This window comes from Gemmatimonadota bacterium (assembly GCA_016719105.1).
Taxonomy (GTDB): Bacteria; Gemmatimonadota; Gemmatimonadetes; order Gemmatimonadales; family Gemmatimonadaceae; genus SCN-70-22.
In genome coordinates this window covers 23,352-38,418 of the sequence record JADKAQ010000008.1, presented here as the reverse complement: position 1 = coordinate 38,418, position 15,067 = coordinate 23,352, and the positions used below count along the sequence as shown (strand labels likewise).

The following is a 15,067-nucleotide window of genomic DNA, read 5'->3' as shown; positions in this document are numbered from 1 at the left end:
CACGCGACAGTCCGGCAGGGGTCCGTTGCGTCGCGCCCACGCGCGGGCCACATTCGCGCCCGTGCCCCAGCCATCGATGCTCACGCCCGGCGGAACGCCGCATCGCTACCCCGAGTCGCCGGTCTTCTATCGATCGCTGACTCGCGACTACCCGCTGGCGGTACGCGGCGAGGGGTGCTGGCTGGAGGACGCCGACGGCCAACGCTACCTCGACGCGGTGGGGGGCGCCTTCGTGGCCAACATCGGGCATGGGGTCGCCGAGATCGGCGCGGCGATGGCGGCGCAGGCGTCGCGTCTGGCCTACGTGAACGGCACGGCCTTCACCAACGAAGCGGTCGAGGGGCTCGCTGAGCGGCTGGTCGCCCGGGCGCCGGGGCTGGGGAAGGCCTACATCCTTGGGAGCGGCTCCGAAGCGGTCGAGGCGGCGCTCAAGCTGGCGCGGCAATACTGGATCGAGCGCGGAGCGCCGACGAAGCACAAGATCATCGCCCTCGCCCCCGGCTACCACGGCAACACGATGCTCGCGCTGTCGGCGTCGGCGCGCGAGCACTACCGCGCGTATTGGCGCGAGTGGCTGGTGGACGTGCACCGGATCCCGGCGCCGTATGCCTATCGCTGCCCGTGTGCGGGAGCGGGCGACTGCCCAACATGCAGTGGGGCGGCGCTGGAGGCGGCAATCCTCGAGGAGGGGAGCGACCGCGTCGCCGCCTTCATCCTCGAACCGGTCGGGGGGAGTTCGACCGGGGCCAACGTGCCGCGCGACGACTACCTGCGCACGGTGCGCGACATCTGCACTCGGCACGACGTCCTCCTCATCGCCGACGAGGTGCTGTGCGGCGCCGGGCGCACGGGGACGTGGACGGCGATCGAGCAGTGGGGGGTGCGCCCCGACCTCCTGACGTTAGGCAAGGGGATTGGCGGGGGCTACGCGCCGGTGAGTGCGCTCATGGCGAGCGATGCGGTGGTCGACGTGATCGCGCGCGGGAGCGGTTACCTGATGCACGCGCAGACGTTCTCGCATCACGCGGTGATGTGCGCCGCGGGGGTCGCGACGCTCGATTACCTGGCGCAGCACCGACTGGTGGAGCGCTGCGCGCAGGTGGCGCCGGTCTTCCATCGTGCGCTGTCGCGGTTGCGCGGGCTCCCCGGGGTGGGCGACGTGCGGGGGCACGGCCTGCTGGCCGCGGTGGAGTTTGTCGCCAGCCCCGATTCGCGCGCCCCGTTCCCTCGCTCGGAGAAGGTGGCCGAGCGCTTCACCCGCGCCGCGCAGGCGGCCGGGCTCATCGTCTGGCCTAACGTGGGGCAGGCCGACGGCACCAACGGCGACCTGGCGCTGTTGGCGCCGCCGTTCATCATCACCGAGGCGGAGATCGACGAACTGGTCGACCGCTTTACTGTCGCGGTCCACGCGACGTTCGCCGCCCCCTCGACTGCGTGACACCCGTCATGACCGACCGCGATTATCCGAAGATCGTCGTTCCCCCGCCGGGCCCCAAGGCCAGGGCCGTTGTCGACCGCGACTCCGAGTGGACGTCGCAGTGCTACATCAAGGAGTATCCGCTGGCCATCGCCCGCGGCTCCGGAGTGATGGTCGAAGACATCGACGGCAATCGGTACCTCGACTTCATGGCGGGGATCGCGGTGGCGTCGACGGGCTACGGACATCCCCACGTGGTGCAGGCGATCCAGGCGGCGGCCGCCAACTTCCTCCACATCTGCGGGAGCGACTTCTACTACGAAGGGATGGCGGCGCTCTGCGAGCGACTGGCCAAGGTGGCGCCGGGGCCCACCAAGAAGCGCGTCTTCCTGACGAACTCGGGGACCGAGGCGACGGAGGGGGCGATCAAGCTGGCGCGGTACGCCACGCGTCGCACCGCGATGATCGCCTTCAAGGGCGCCTTTCACGGGCGCAGCACCGGCGCGGTGTCGCTGACGTCGAGCAAGTCGCGCCAGCACGCCGGCTTTGGGCCGCTGCTCCCCGATGTGCACCACATCGACTACGCATATCGCTATCGTTGCCGTCACTGCGCCGACAAGCCGGCGTGCACCAAGGGGTGCGTGACGTCGATCGAGCACGATCTCTTCGCGCGTCATCTCGATCCGCACGACGTGGCGGCGATCTTCGTCGAGCCCATTCAAGGCGAAGGGGGCTACGTCGTCCCCCCCGCGGGCTTCCTCACCGAGCTGCGCCACCTCTGCGACAAGTACGGCATCCTGCTGGTCTTCGACGAGGTGCAGAGCGGGATCGGGCGCACGGGGAAGATGTTCGCCTGCATGCATGAAGGGGTCGAGCCCGACATCCTGCTCACGGCCAAGGGGCTGGGGTCGGGGATGCCGATCGGGGCGATGATCGTGCGCGAGACGGTCGACAAGTGGCGCAACGGGGCGCACGGCTCGACGTTCGGCGGCAACCCGGTGTGCTGCGCGGCGGCGCTGGCCACGCTCGACGTGGTGGAGCAGTCGGCGATGGCCAACGCGGCGGTGCAGGGGGAGCGCCTCAAGGCGGGGGCCGAGGCGCTGATGGCGAAGCACGCCTGCATCGGCGACGTGCGCGGCGTGGGGCTGATGGTGGGGCTGGAGTTCGTGAAGGACCGCACGACGCGCGAGCCGGATGGGGTCCTGGTGCAGCACATCGTGGAGCTGGCCTTCGAGCGCGGACTGTTGTTGTTAGGCGCTGGGAAGAGCGCGTTGCGCCTGGCGCCGCCGCTGGTGATCGATGCGGTCGACATCGACCGCGGGCTGGCCATGCTGGATCAGTGCATCACCGACGCGACCGCGGCCGCGCGGTGAGCAAGGTCGTCTCCATGCGTGAGGCGATCGCCGCGCACGTGCGCGACGGCGACACGCTGGTGATCGAAGGGTTCACGCACCTGATCTGTTTCGCGGCGGCGCACGAGATCATCCGCCAGCGGCGGCGCGACCTCACGCTGTGCCGACTCACGCCCGACGTCATCTACGACCAGATGATCGCCGCCGGCTGCGCGTCGAAGCTCGTCTTCTCATGGGCGGGAAATCCCGGGGCGGGGTCGCTGCACGCCTTTCGGCGCGCGGTCGAGTCCAGGCCGCCGACGCTGGCCATCGAGGAGTACTCGCACTTCGGGATGGTCGCGCGCTTCAGCGCCGGCGCGGCGCGACTCCCCTTCTGGACCCTCAACGACTACCAGGGGACCGACCTGTCGGTCGCCAATCCGCAGATCCGGAGCATCACCTGCCCCTACACGGGGCGCGAGCTGGCGACCGTCCCCGCGCTCAACCCCGACGTGACGATCGTGCACGCGCAGCGCGCCGACGCCGAGGGGAATGCGCAGGTGTGGGGGCTGCTCGGCGTGCAGAAGGAGGCGGCGTTTGCGTCGGCAGCGCGTGATCGTGGTGGTCGAGGAGCTGGTGGATTCGTCGGTGATTCGGGCCGATCCCAATCGCACGATCATCCCCGGGATGATTGTCGATGCGGTGGTCGTGGAGCCGTGGGGGGCACACCCGTCGTATGCGCAGGGGTTCTACGACCGCGACAACGCGTTCTACGTCGCGTGGGAGGATGTGTCGCGCGATGCGTTGCGACTGGCGGAGTACCTGGACGCGTGGGTGTACGGCGTGGCCGACCGGGCGGAGTACATGGCGCGGCAGCCGGAACTCACGAGGCGGTTGGCGGCGCGCGCGGCGATGAGCGGGGAAGTGTCGTATGGGTACTGAAGGGCGGGACGGGAGACGGGAGACGGGAGACGGGAGTGCGCCGCTACGCGGCGCGGATTCGACGGCTGCTCCCGACTCGACCTCATCGTTGTCGTACTCCAACGCCGAGCTCATGGCGTGCGTCGCGGCGCGCGAGCTGCGCGACGGGGAGGTGGTCTTCGTCGGGATCGGGCTCCCGAACCTGGCGTGCAACCTGGCCCGCGCGACCCACGCACCACGCCTCACGCTGATCTACGAATCGGGGGCGATCGGGGCGCAGCCCGAACGACTGCCGGTCTCCGTCGGCGATCCGTCGTTGGTCACCGGTTCGCTCATGATCTGCGGCATGGCCGATGTCTTCCAGCTCTTCCTGCAGAACGGGCGCATCGAGGTCGGCTTCCTGGGCGGGGCGCAGGTCGATCGGTGGGGGAACATCAACACCACGGTCATCGGCGATTACGCCTCACCCAAGGTGCGGCTGCCGGGGAGCGGCGGGGCGGCGGAGATCGCGATTCATGCGCGGCGCACGCTCATCATCGCACGCCTCAACCCACGCGCCTTCCCGGCGCAGGTCGACTTCATCACCTCGCCAGGGCATCGGGCGCGCGGCGGCACGCGGCGAGAGCTCGGGATGCCGGGTGCTGGGCCGACGCGGGTGATCACCGACAAGGCGATCCTCGCCGCCAACGCGTCGACGGGTGAGCTGGAGCTGGCGGCGCTCTATCCCGGCGTGAGCGTGGACGACGTGCGACGCGGCGTGGGGTGGGAGCTGGCGGTGCGTGAGGCGCTGGACGAGGTGGTGGGGCCGAGCGAACATGAGCTGCGGCTGCTGCGCGAGACGCTGGATCCGCAGCGACTGTTTCTGGGCTGACGCGCGCGCGAGCGCGACCCGGTGTTCGCGCGGCTCGACGCCGTACGCGCCGCCTGGGTTCGCCTGAGTGCGCCTGCGCGGTGAGGCGGTGATGCGATGACCAGGAGGGGCGCGATGCGAGGACCGGTGCACCTGTCGGCGATGCTCATGCTGTGCGTGCTCGCCGCCACGCCAGCCACTGCGCAGGCGCGCCCGCGCGCGCGCGACCTCGGCGTCCCCTTTGATGGAACGCCGGGGCCGCACAATGCCATCACCGACGTTGCCGGCGTCGAAGTTGGTCACCTCACGCTCGTCGTTGGCGAGGGAAAGACCAGCGTACGCACCGGCGTCACCGCGGTGCTCCCGCGCGGCAAGCAATGGGCCCCGGTATTCGCCGGCTGGTTCGCCGGCAATGGCTTCGGTGAGATGACGGGGGCGCCGTGGGTCGTGGAAGGGGGGATCCTGGGCGGTCCGGTGATGATCACCAACACCTACTCGGTGGGCGTCGTGCGCGATGCGGTGAACTCCTGGTTCGCGGAGGTGGTGCGACAGGAGATCCCGTGGCACCAGCCGGTGGTCGGTGAGACGTCGGATGCGTTCCTCAACGACGCCGCGGCCCAACGGGTCACCAAGGCACACGCCTTCGCCGCCCTCGACTCGGCGCGTGGCGGTGCCGTGCGCGAAGGCAACGTCGGCGGTGGGACCGGGATGGTGGCGCACGGCTTCAAGGGAGGGATCGGCACTGCGTCGCGCCGAGTGGGTGAACGCTACACGTTAGGCGTGCTGGTGCAGGCCAACTACGGGACGCGCGAGGCGCTGACCATTGCCGGCGTGCCGGTGGGGCGAGAGGTGACAGGGGCCGGGCGCGAGCGGCGCGACGGCGGTGCAGCTGACGGAACGCCGCCGGCCGATCGCGATGGATCGATCATCGTGGTGGTCGCCACCGATGCCCCGCTCCTCCCACACCAGCTCGAGCGCCTCGCGCGGCGCGTCCCCATGGGGATCGCGCGCCTCGGCGGCACCGCATCCAACGGGTCGGGCGACATCTTCATCGCCTTTTCGACGGCCAATCCTGGTGCGGCGGCGTCCACCGGCGAGACGCCGCTGTCGTGGCTCCCCAACAACGATCTCAGCCCCTTCTTCGTGGCGACGATCGAGGCGGTGGAGGAGGCGATCGTGAACGCGCTGGTTGCGGCGGAGACGATGACCGGCGCCGGCGGGACGGTGTACGCTCTCCCGCACGACCAGCTGCAAGCCGCCCTGCGAAAGTACAACCGACTGCGCAGGTAGCGGCCGTCGCGCGCCACGTGCCGTTGCGCACGTGCTAGGTCCTCACAAAGAAGGGACGCAGCGGCGCCTGTTCGGCTGAGGCGACCATGGTGCGTTGTCAGGGCGGCGCCCGCGGGCGCGTGTTGTCACTACGGCGAACGGCGGAGCGCGCGACACGCCGTTCATGAACTGTGTAGTGCACATCACCACCGGATCGCTGGATGCTCTCACTCCTCCTTGCAGCCGTCGTCTTTTCTGGTTCGCTCGAATCGTCTGCGCGTCCGGCAGGGGACCCGGTTGGCCCTCGTCGCCTCGCCTCGCCGTTTGCGCTCCCGTCCGGTCTTCCGGCCGACACCACGCGCCCGCGCCGAGTGGCGGTGGAATACAGCGACGCGTACGCGACGCGCCTCACGATCCACCGCGTCGCGAGCTACACCATGCTCCCGCTGTTGGGCGCGGAGTACATCCTGGGGCAGCGGCTGCTCGACCACTCGAGTTCGACCACGCGCAACCAGCATGCGGTGGTGGCCGGCGCCGTGGCGACGCTCTTCGGCGTGAACACCATCACCGGCGTCTGGAACTGGTGGGAGGGGCGCAACGATGAGAATGGCCGTACGCGCCGTACGGTGCACACCGTCCTGATGCTTGCCGCCGATGCGGGCTTCGTCGCCACCGGCGTGCTCGCCAACTCCGCGAGCGGTTCGCACGACAAGGCGCTCACGCACCGCAACGTGGCCATCGGCTCGATGGGGATCGCCACCATCGGGACGGCGATCATGTGGTTCTGGAAGGACTGACCCCTCGCACGCACGCGGAGACGGCCAATGTCCATGCTCGAACGCGCCGTGGAGGTCGTGGCCCCCTGGCAGACAGTATTTGAGAACTCCACGCTGCTCTCCACCTCGGTCATCGCCCTGCACCTGACGGCGTTGCTCGTCGGCGGTGGACTGGCGATCGCCGCCGATCGCAGCACGCTGCGTGTCGGGAATACGGCGCCTGACGACCGGCAGCGGCAGCTCGCCGAGCTGGGCGCCGTGCATCGCCCGGTGCTGGGGGCGCTCACGGTCCTGTTCGTCAGCGGCGTCGCCCTCACCGCCGCGGACCTCGAGACCTACATCGTGTCGCCGGTGTACTGGATCAAGTTCGGCTTCATCGTCCTCCTCCTCGTGAACGGCGTCGTCATGACGCGCACCGAGGGGGCGCTGCGTCGCGACTCCGCGCTCGCGCCCACCGTCGCGCAGTCGCTGTGGCGACGGATGCGCGCGAGCGCCTGGACGAGCATCGCACTCTGGATCGCTACGCTCGTCCTTGGGACGGCGCTGGTGAACATGGCCTGACGAGCGCCAGACGACGTACGACACCCCATACCACACCACACGACACACCAGGCACCACGGAGACGCCGCCATGAACGACCCCATCATCACCACGAGCACGACGCCCGCACACGCGAGCGAGGAGTGCGGCGGGCGCTGCGCGCACGAGACGGTGCGCGAGGGGCTCGCCTTCCTGGGCGCCGAAGCGGCGCGCCTGGACCGGCGTGGCTTCCTCACGCAGTCGATGCTGGCGGCGGCCGCGCTCGCCCTCGCTGCCTGCGGTGGCGATGCGATCACCAGCAACGCGCCCACCACCGTCGGCTCGAGCATCAAGATCGCCGACTATTCCACGCTCTCCTCGGTTGGAGGGGTCGCCCTCGTGACGCTCAATGGTGCACCACTCGCCATCGTCCGCACCGGGACCGACACCTTCATCGCGCTCTCCCGCGTCTGTCCGCACGAAGGGGCGCTCGTGACCAGCACCAGCACGGGCTTCACCTGCTCGCGCCACGGCGCCAAGTTCGGCACGACCGGCACGTGGCAGAGTGGACAGCGCACCTCGAGCCTGCGCAGCTACACCACCACGTACGACGCCGCGACGGGGACGCTCACGATCGGTTGAGTGGACGCGCGGCTGCGCGTCGCGCGCCGGGGGTTCGCGATCAGGACGCCGCATCCGGAGGGGGTGCGGCGTATCTTGTTGCGGCACGTCCCGCCGCCCCAGCCCCCGCTCTCGCATGACCCCAGAGGAATTCCGCGCCGCCGGTCACCAGCTCATCGACTGGCTCGCCGACTACCGGACGCGCGTCTACGACGGCTCGCACCCCATCATGGCGAAGACCGCGCCGGGTGAGGTGCGCCGTGCCATCCCCGCCGCGCCGCCTGACGAGGGCGAACCGTGGGAGGCGATGCTGCGCGACGTCGACCGAATCGTCGTCCCAGGGCTCACGCTCTGGCAGCACCCCAACTTCCACGGCTACTTCCCCGCCAACTCCTCGCTCGCCTCGGTACTCGGTGACCTGCTCAGCACGGGGCTCGGCGTGCTCGGGCTCTCGTGGCAGTCGAGCCCGGCGCTCACCGAGGTCGAGGAGGTCGCGACCGACTGGCTGCGGCAGATGGTCGGGCTGTCGCCAGCCTGGCAGGGCGTCATCCAGGACACGGCGTCGACCACGACGTTGCTCGCCCTCATCTGCGCCCGCGAGCGTGCCACCAACTTCTCGTTAGGGCGCGGCGGGTTGCAGCAGGTGGAGTCGCCGCTCGTCGTCTATACCTCGCAGTACGCGCACAGCTCGGTGGACAAGGCAGCGCTCCTGGCCGGCTTCGGGCGTGACTTCGTGCGCCACGTGGCCACCGACGACACGTACGCCATGCGCGCCGACGCGCTCGAGGCGGCGATTGCCGCCGACCTGGCGGAGGGGCGCACGCCGTGCGCGGTGGTGGCGACGACCGGCACGACGACGTCGACCGCGCTCGATCCGGTCGCGGCAATCGTCGAGGTCGCGCAACGCTACGGCCTGTTTGTCCACGTCGACGCCGCCATGGGCGGTTCGGCGATGATCCTCCCCGAGTGCCGCTGGATGTGGGAGGGCATCGAGGGGGCCGACTCGGTGGTGGTAAACGTGCACAAGTGGCTGGGCGTCGCCTTCGACTGCACGATGCACCTGGTGCGCGACAGCGACCTCCTCGTGCGCGTGATGTCGACCAACCCCAGCTACCTTCGCTCGGCCGTCGATGAGCAGGTGCGCAACTATCGCGACTGGGGGATCCCGCTCGGGCGCCGCTTCCGCGCGCTCAAGTTCTGGTTCCTGGTGCGGGAGCAGGGGGTACACGGGCTGCAGGCGCGCCTGCGTCGCGACCTCGACAACGCGCAGTGGTTGGCCGCGCAGCTGCGGGCGGCGCCCGGGTGGAGCGTGCTGGCCCCGGTCCCGTTGCAGACGCTGTGTGTGCGGCACACGCCGTCCGGAGTGGAGGGCGCGGCGCTCGACGCCCACACGCAGCGCTGGTGCGACGCGATCAATCGCGCGGGACAGGCCTATCTCACCCCGGCTATCCTCGATGGGCAGTGGGTGGTGCGCGTGTCCATCGGGAGCGAGGTGACCGAGCGCGCGCACGTCGAGAGGTTGTGGGGGATCATGCGCGAGGCCGCGGCCCAGAGCGCCGCCGAGCTCGTGTCCTGACTCCCCGTCAGGTGCACATCATCCACCGTCGTATCCCCGTCGCGAGGCGCTGACATGTCCGACCGAACGCCGCTCACCCAGGCCTTCATCGCCGGGCGCTGGAGCTCCACCTCCTCCACGTTCGACGTGGTGAGCCCGGCCACCGGCGTGCACCTGGCGGCCGTCGCCGACTGCGGGGAAGCGGAAGCACGCGCCGCGGCCGACGCCAGCGTCGAAGCGTTCGGTGGGTGGCGTCAGACGACCGCGTACGAGCGCGCCGCCATCCTCACCCGGTGGAACGACCTCATCCTCCGCGACGAGGCGTGGTTGGGCGAGCTGATGGCCCGCGAGATGGGGAAGCCGGTCACCGAAGCGCGTGGTGAGGCACGATACGCCGCCGGCTTCGTGAGCTACTACGCCGGCGAGGCGATTCGCGTGCACGGCGAGACGATCCCGTCGCAGTTCGCACGCAAGCGGCTCCTCGTCAACGCGCGCCCCGTTGGCCCGGTGTACGCCGTCACGCCGTGGAACTTCCCGGCCGCGATGATCACGCGAAAGGCGGCGCCGGCACTCGCCGCCGGCTGCACGATGGTCATCAAGCCCGCCGAGCAGTCGCCGCTCACCGCGTTGCACCTGGGGAAGCTCTGGGAAGAGGCGGGCGGGCCGCCGGGGACGCTGCAGATCCTCCCCTGTCGCGATCCGATTCCTGTCTCCCGCGTCCTCATGGACGACGCGCGCATCCGGAAGATCAGCTTCACCGGGAGCACCGAGGTCGGGATGCTGCTGTACGCGCAGGCGGCCCGAACGATGAAGCGGATGTCGCTCGAACTGGGCGGGCACGCGCCGTTCATCGTGTTCGGCGATGCCGACGTGCATGCGGCGGTGCGCGAGGTGGTCGCCTCCAAGTTCCGCAACGCGGGGCAAACATGCGTCTGCGCCAACCGCGTGTACGTGCACGGGAGCATCGTGGACGAGTTCACCTTCCTTCTGGCGACGGCGACCGAGGCGCTTCGCGTAGGCGATCCGCTCGATCCCGCGACGCAGGTGGGGCCACTGGTCGATGAGGCAGCGGTGGCCAAGGTCGAGTCGCACGTGGCCGATGCGCTGGTGCGCGGCGCTGGCATCGTCACCGGCGGGACGCGCCTCAACGGGCGCTTCTTCTCGCCCACCGTCCTCACGGGCGTCGCCCCCGGCATGCGCATCCTCGAGGAAGAGACCTTCGGCCCCGTCGCCCCCATCCTGTCCTTTGCCGATGACGACGCGGTCGTGCGTGCGGCGAATGACACCTCGGCCGGTCTCGCCGCCTACATCTGGACTCGCGACCTTTCGCGCGCCTTCCGTGTCTCCGAAGCGCTCGACTACGGGATCGTCGGCGTCAATGATGGCGTCCCGTCCACGCCGCAGGCGCCGTTTGGCGGGGTCAAGTTCTCCGGCCTGGGGCGTGAGGGCGGTCATCAGGGAATCGCCGAGTACCTCGACGTGCAGTACGTGTCGTTAGGGTTGGACGCGTGATCGCCTCGTCGGTGACGACGCCGCGAGCGTTGGCGGCCGCGGGAGTGCGATAGCGGATGCGACGGCACTCTCACGCGGCCGTGCTCGCCGTCTTGACGCTGGCGGGAGCGGCGCGCCTCGCGTTCGCGCAGCCCGCCCCGTCCCAGGACTCGCTCGCGCGCTGCCTCTCGGCCCTGCGGTCGTCGCCGAGCGCCAGGCGCATCGCCGACAGCACGTGGACGCGCCACGTCACGGGGCTCACGCTCGATACACGCATCATCGAGCAGCGCGACGCACAGCCCGAGTTCAAGCTCCCCATCTGGGACTACCTCGCCGTCATGGTCGACGACGAGCGCATCGACGATGGCCGACGGCTGATGCGCGAGCACCGCGCGACGTTCGACACCATCGAGCGGCGCTACGGCGTCGACCCGCACATCGTCGCCGCCATCTGGGGGATCGAGAGCAACTTCGGGCGCGGGATGGGGAGCTTCGACGTCCTGCGCTCGCTGGCCACGCTCAGCTGCAACGGGCGCCGGCAGGCATACTTCAGCCGCGAGTTCCTCGCCGCCTTGCGCATCGTGCAGAAGGGCGACGTCGATGGCGCACGCTTCCTGGGCTCGTGGGCCGGCGCCTTTGGCCAGGTGCAGTTCATGCCCGGCAGCTTCGAGTGGCTCGCCGTCGACTTCGACGGCGATGGGCGGCGCGACATCCTCCACACCCCTGGCGATGCGCTCGCCTCGGCGGCCAACTACCTGCGCCGCGCGCGCTGGCAGTCCGGCGGCTCGTGGGGGATGGAGGTGCGCCTCCCCCCCGGCTTCTCGGGGCGCGGGGAGGGGCGCAAGATCCAGCGTCCACTGAGCGTCTGGCATACGCGCGGGGTGCAGCGGGTGGACGGCGCGCCGCTCGTGCGGGCGGGACAGTCGCCGGCGACCAAGGCCGGGTTGCACCTGCCGGCAGGGCCGAATGGCCCGGCCTTCCTGGTCCGCGAAAACTTCGGCGCCGTCTATCGCTACAACGCCTCCGAGGCGTACACGCTCGCCATCGTCCACCTCGCCGACCGCCTGCGTGGCGGCGCCCCCTTCGTCACACCGTGGCCCACCGACGACCTCGGCCTCTCGCGCGCCGACCGTCGTGAGCTGCAACGCCTGCTCGCCTCGCGCGGGCACGACATCGGGGCCCCGAGCGGGGTGCTCACCGTGCGCACGCGCGAGGCGGTGAAAGCGGAACAGCTTCGCATCGGGCACGCCGTCACGGGGCGCCCGGGGCAACGGCTGCTCCGGGCACTCCGCGAACCGTAGCGCGACTACACCGGGAACTGCTTCCAGTCGCCGTCCCAGCTCGCACACCAGATGTTGCCGTCGAAACCGTTGACGAGACATCCGGGGTGTTGGGTGAGCGACTGATCGCCGAGCGTGTCGATCCTGCCGCGAAGGTCGCGTCGCCAGTCTTCAACCACCCCTTCCTCGCCCCTCCCGTCTGGTCTCCCCCTCCGGCCGCGCTCAGCGCGTGGTGCCGTACGGAATCGGCGGGAGGCCGTAGAGCACGCGCAGCCCGCGCACCAGCGCCGTCCCCGTGGCGTCGCCGTGCCCCATCCCGTCGAGCATCTCGGTCCACAGCTTGAGCCCTGGGTAACCCCGCCCCGAGAGCGACGCCGCAAAGCGGGCCATCCCGCTCACGATGTGGCCGCGTCCCTCGAGGTAGGGATCGTTGATCTCCAGCGTCCCGGCCGTCAGGTGGATCGACGCCTTGAGGTCCTTGTGCGTCGCGGCGTAGTCGGCCTCCAGTCGGTGAATCACGTCGCCGCCATACGCCATGGCCGGCGAGTTGAGCATGTACTTCGTGAAGCGCGACTCGGGTTGGAAGACGGCCCACGAGGCGAAGAAGCCGCCGGCCGACACACCGAACAGCCCGAGTTGTGTGGTGTCGACGGCGAATCGCTTGGTGAGCATGGCGATCAACTCCTCGTTGATCACCGTGAGGAACTTCGGCGCCCCGCCCGTGCAGCGGTCGGGAGGGGAGCCCATCGTCTTGCACGTCCGCTGGACCTCCACGCCGAACGGGTCCTTCATGTCCCAGTTGGGCGGGGAGAACTCGTAGACGCGGCGCGAAACGAACGCCTTTTCTCCGTCCTCGGGCGGCGTCCCGATGCTGGCAATGATCATCTCGTCGATCGCTCCTTGGTTGATGAGCGATCGGGCGGCGTCCATCGCGACCGTGAAGGCGTTGTTCCCGTCGGTCACCACCAAGAGCGGGAGCTTCTTCCCCGATTCGGGCTTGAAGCTCGGCGGGACCCAGACCGAGACGTCGTACTTCACCCCCATGAGCGGCGAGTCGAACAGGAACGACGAGATCCCTTCGGTGGGGAAGGGGCGCGGCTGTAACGTCTGGGCACCCACTACGGAAACGGTCGCCACCAGCAAAGCGGCGGCGACCGTGAATCGACGTACGACGTTGATCATGACCTGGCGAATGGAGGTGAAACGTCAGCGCGGAGCGCCCGCAACTTTACCGCTCGCCCGGAGGGGTCGCTATCCCTTCCCCTTCTCCTTCTCCCAGCTATCGCGCAGCGTCACCGTGCGGTTGTACACCGGCATCCCCCCCTCGGCTGACGCCACGGCGTCGTGCACGAAGTACCCCGTGCGCTCGAACTGATAGCGCGACCCCGCCTCGTCGTTTGCCGTGCTCGGCTCCACGTAGGCGTTCGGCACCACCACCAGCGAGTTCGGGTTGAGCGCCGAGATGAAGTCCTTCCCCTCTTCCACCGCGTCGGGATCGGCGACGGCGAAGAGGCGATCGTACAAGCGCACCTCGCAGGCGATCGCATGACGTGCCGAGACCCAGTGGATCGTCCCCTGCACCTTGCGGCCGTCGGGGGTGTTCCCTCCCTTCGTGGCCGGATCGTAGGTGCAGCGCAGCTCCACCACGTTGCCTGACGAGTCCTTGATGACCTCGGTGCAGGTGATCAGGTAGCCGTAGCGCAGGCGCACTTCGCGCCCTGGGGCCAGCCGGAAGAACTTCTTCGGCGGATCTTCCATGAAGTCGTCGCGATCGATCCAGATCTCCCTGGAGAACGGGAGCGTGCGCGACCCTTCCTTGGGGACGTCGTGCGGGTAGTACGGGGCGTCCAACTCCTCGACCAGATCGTCGGGGTAGTTGGTGAGCACCACCTTGAGCGGCTTGAGCACGCAGAGCACGCGCGGGACGCGCATGTTGAGGTCGTCGCGGATGGCGTGCTCGAACTTGGCGAGCTCCGTCCGAGCGTCCGAACGCGCCACGCCCACGCTCTCGGCGAAGCTCTTGATCGCTTCCGGCGTCACGCCGCGGCGGCGCAGCCCGGCGATGGTCGGCATGCGCGGATCGTCCCACCCGGCCACGTGCCCTTCATTCACCAGGCGGAGGAACTTCCGCTTGGACATGACGGTGTAGTCGATCTGCAGGCGGGCGAACTCGGTCTGCTCCGGCGGCCGCACGAAGCCGGCCTCGCGCACGAGCCAGTCGTAGATGTCGCGGTTGTCCTTGAACTCCAGCGTGCATAACGAGTGCGTGATCCCCTCGATGGCGTCGCTGAGCCCGTGGGCAAAGTCGTACAGCGGGTAGATGCACCAGGCATCGCCGCGGCGGTAATGCGACGCCTTGCGGATCCGCAGCAGCAGCGGGTCGCGCATGATCATGTTGGGGTGCGCCATGTCGATCTTGGCCCGCAGCACGTGCGCCCCGTCCTCGAACTCCCCCGCCTTCATCCGCTCGAGCAGGTCGAGGTTCTCGTCAGGGGTGCGCGCGCGATACGGCGAGTCGGTCCCCGGCGTGGTGACGGTCCCGCGTCCGGTGCGGATCTCCTCCTCGTTCTGCGAATCGACATACGCCTTCCCCTCCTTCACCAGCTTCACCGCGATGTCATACAGCGGCTCGAAGTAGTCGGAGGCGTAGAACTCGTTGTCCCACTCGAAGCCCAGCCATCGGATGTCGTCCTTGATGGCGTTGACGTACTTGAGGTCTTCGGTGAACGGGTTGGTGTCGTCGAAGCGCAGGTTGCACTTGCCGCCAAAGTCGCGGGCCAGCCCGAAGTTGAGGACGAGCGACTTGGAGTGCCCGATGTGCAGGTAGCCGTTGGGCTCGGGCGGGAAGCGCGTGCAGACGGCGCGGCCGAACTTCCCCGAGGCGACGTCGTCCGCGACCATCTCGCGGATGAAGTTGCTGCGCGGCGCGGAAGCCGGCGCCGGCGAAGGCGCCGAGGCGGGAGCGGGCGCCGGGGTGCTCGGCGTGGCGGGCGAGGCAGGATCGTGGGTCACGGGAAGTTCCGGCAGGTGCGATAG

Annotated in this window: 13 protein-coding genes and 1 pseudogene; 11 read left to right on the top strand and 3 right to left on the bottom strand. The window is 69.5% G+C overall.

What is annotated here, in order from left to right; genetic code table 11:
• The first annotated feature begins 76 nt into the window (after positions 1 to 76).
• From IPN47_10735 to IPN47_10685, 11 genes and pseudogenes are all read left to right on the top strand, one after another.
• The gene (locus tag IPN47_10735) at positions 77 to 1,438 is read left to right on the top strand and encodes an aspartate aminotransferase family protein (protein ID MBK9408499.1); all 1,362 of its coding nucleotides are present in this window, start codon (positions 77 to 79) and stop codon (positions 1,436 to 1,438) included.
• A gap of 8 nt (positions 1,439 to 1,446) precedes the next feature.
• Entirely contained in the window at positions 1,447 to 2,790 is a 1,344-nt protein-coding gene (locus IPN47_10730) for an acetyl ornithine aminotransferase family protein (GenBank protein MBK9408498.1), read from the top strand.
• 14 nt (positions 2,791 to 2,804) lie between these two features.
• Positions 2,805 to 3,690 (top strand): annotated as a pseudogene (locus IPN47_10725) (CoA transferase subunit A).
• Positions 3,691 to 3,802: 112 nt separating this feature from the next.
• The gene (locus IPN47_10720; GenBank protein MBK9408497.1) at positions 3,803 to 4,540 is read left to right on the top strand and encodes a CoA-transferase subunit beta; all 738 of its coding nucleotides are present in this window, start codon (positions 3,803 to 3,805) and stop codon (positions 4,538 to 4,540) included.
• A 114-nt stretch (positions 4,541 to 4,654) separates the two neighbouring features.
• Positions 4,655 to 5,809, top strand: a complete 1,155-nt coding sequence (locus IPN47_10715; GenBank protein ID MBK9408496.1) for a P1 family peptidase — start codon at positions 4,655 to 4,657, stop codon at positions 5,807 to 5,809.
• A 200-nt stretch (positions 5,810 to 6,009) separates the two neighbouring features.
• Positions 6,010 to 6,585, top strand: coding sequence for a hypothetical protein (locus tag IPN47_10710; protein MBK9408495.1), 576 nt, complete (start codon positions 6,010 to 6,012; stop codon positions 6,583 to 6,585).
• Positions 6,586 to 6,612: 27 nt separating this feature from the next.
• A complete protein-coding gene (locus tag IPN47_10705; GenBank protein ID MBK9408494.1) occupies positions 6,613 to 7,125 on the top strand; it encodes a hypothetical protein in 513 nt (170 codons plus the stop codon).
• A gap of 70 nt (positions 7,126 to 7,195) precedes the next feature.
• A complete protein-coding gene (locus IPN47_10700) occupies positions 7,196 to 7,726 on the top strand; it encodes a Rieske (2Fe-2S) protein (GenBank protein MBK9408493.1) in 531 nt (176 codons plus the stop codon).
• A gap of 115 nt (positions 7,727 to 7,841) precedes the next feature.
• Positions 7,842 to 9,281 (top strand): aspartate aminotransferase family protein, encoded by a 1,440-nt coding sequence (locus IPN47_10695; GenBank protein MBK9408492.1) that lies wholly within the window; start codon positions 7,842 to 7,844, stop codon positions 9,279 to 9,281.
• A 54-nt stretch (positions 9,282 to 9,335) separates the two neighbouring features.
• The gene (locus IPN47_10690; protein MBK9408491.1) at positions 9,336 to 10,772 is read left to right on the top strand and encodes an NAD-dependent succinate-semialdehyde dehydrogenase; all 1,437 of its coding nucleotides are present in this window, start codon (positions 9,336 to 9,338) and stop codon (positions 10,770 to 10,772) included.
• A gap of 56 nt (positions 10,773 to 10,828) precedes the next feature.
• The gene (locus IPN47_10685) at positions 10,829 to 12,052 is read left to right on the top strand and encodes a lytic murein transglycosylase (protein ID MBK9408490.1); all 1,224 of its coding nucleotides are present in this window, start codon (positions 10,829 to 10,831) and stop codon (positions 12,050 to 12,052) included.
• Positions 12,053 to 12,057: 5 nt separating this feature from the next.
• Here the strand turns inward: IPN47_10685 and IPN47_10680 are convergent, their stop codons facing one another.
• From IPN47_10680 to IPN47_10670, 3 genes are all read right to left on the bottom strand, one after another.
• A complete protein-coding gene (locus tag IPN47_10680) occupies positions 12,058 to 12,210 on the bottom strand; it encodes a hypothetical protein (protein MBK9408489.1) in 153 nt (50 codons plus the stop codon).
• A 43-nt stretch (positions 12,211 to 12,253) separates the two neighbouring features.
• Positions 12,254 to 13,213 carry a hypothetical protein gene (locus IPN47_10675; GenBank protein ID MBK9408488.1) on the bottom strand — a complete coding sequence of 320 codons (960 nt, stop codon included), beginning with the start codon at positions 13,211 to 13,213 and terminating at the stop codon, positions 12,254 to 12,256.
• A gap of 69 nt (positions 13,214 to 13,282) precedes the next feature.
• Positions 13,283 to 15,043, bottom strand: coding sequence for a glutamine--tRNA ligase/YqeY domain fusion protein (locus IPN47_10670; GenBank protein MBK9408487.1), 1,761 nt, complete (start codon positions 15,041 to 15,043; stop codon positions 13,283 to 13,285).
• Positions 15,044 to 15,067 lie beyond the last annotated feature (24 nt).

Excerpts from the sequence above, each read along its gene's own strand:
- IPN47_10735 (MBK9408499.1), top strand. The coding sequence starts at position 77 with ATGCTCACGCCCGGCGGAACGCCGCATCGCTACCCCGAGTCGCCGGTC.
- IPN47_10730 (MBK9408498.1), top strand. The coding sequence starts at position 1,447 with ATGACCGACCGCGATTATCCGAAGATCGTCGTTCCCCCGCCGGGCCCC.
- IPN47_10720 (MBK9408497.1), top strand. The coding sequence starts at position 3,803 with ATGGCGTGCGTCGCGGCGCGCGAGCTGCGCGACGGGGAGGTGGTCTTC.
- IPN47_10715 (MBK9408496.1), top strand. The coding sequence starts at position 4,655 with ATGCGAGGACCGGTGCACCTGTCGGCGATGCTCATGCTGTGCGTGCTC.
- IPN47_10710 (MBK9408495.1), top strand. The coding sequence starts at position 6,010 with ATGCTCTCACTCCTCCTTGCAGCCGTCGTCTTTTCTGGTTCGCTCGAA.
- IPN47_10705 (MBK9408494.1), top strand. The coding sequence starts at position 6,613 with ATGTCCATGCTCGAACGCGCCGTGGAGGTCGTGGCCCCCTGGCAGACA.
- IPN47_10700 (MBK9408493.1), top strand. The coding sequence starts at position 7,196 with ATGAACGACCCCATCATCACCACGAGCACGACGCCCGCACACGCGAGC.
- IPN47_10695 (MBK9408492.1), top strand. The coding sequence starts at position 7,842 with ATGACCCCAGAGGAATTCCGCGCCGCCGGTCACCAGCTCATCGACTGG.
- IPN47_10690 (MBK9408491.1), top strand. The coding sequence starts at position 9,336 with ATGTCCGACCGAACGCCGCTCACCCAGGCCTTCATCGCCGGGCGCTGG.
- IPN47_10685 (MBK9408490.1), top strand. The coding sequence starts at position 10,829 with ATGCGACGGCACTCTCACGCGGCCGTGCTCGCCGTCTTGACGCTGGCG.
- IPN47_10675 (MBK9408488.1), bottom strand. The coding sequence starts at position 13,213 with ATGATCAACGTCGTACGTCGATTCACGGTCGCCGCCGCTTTGCTGGTG.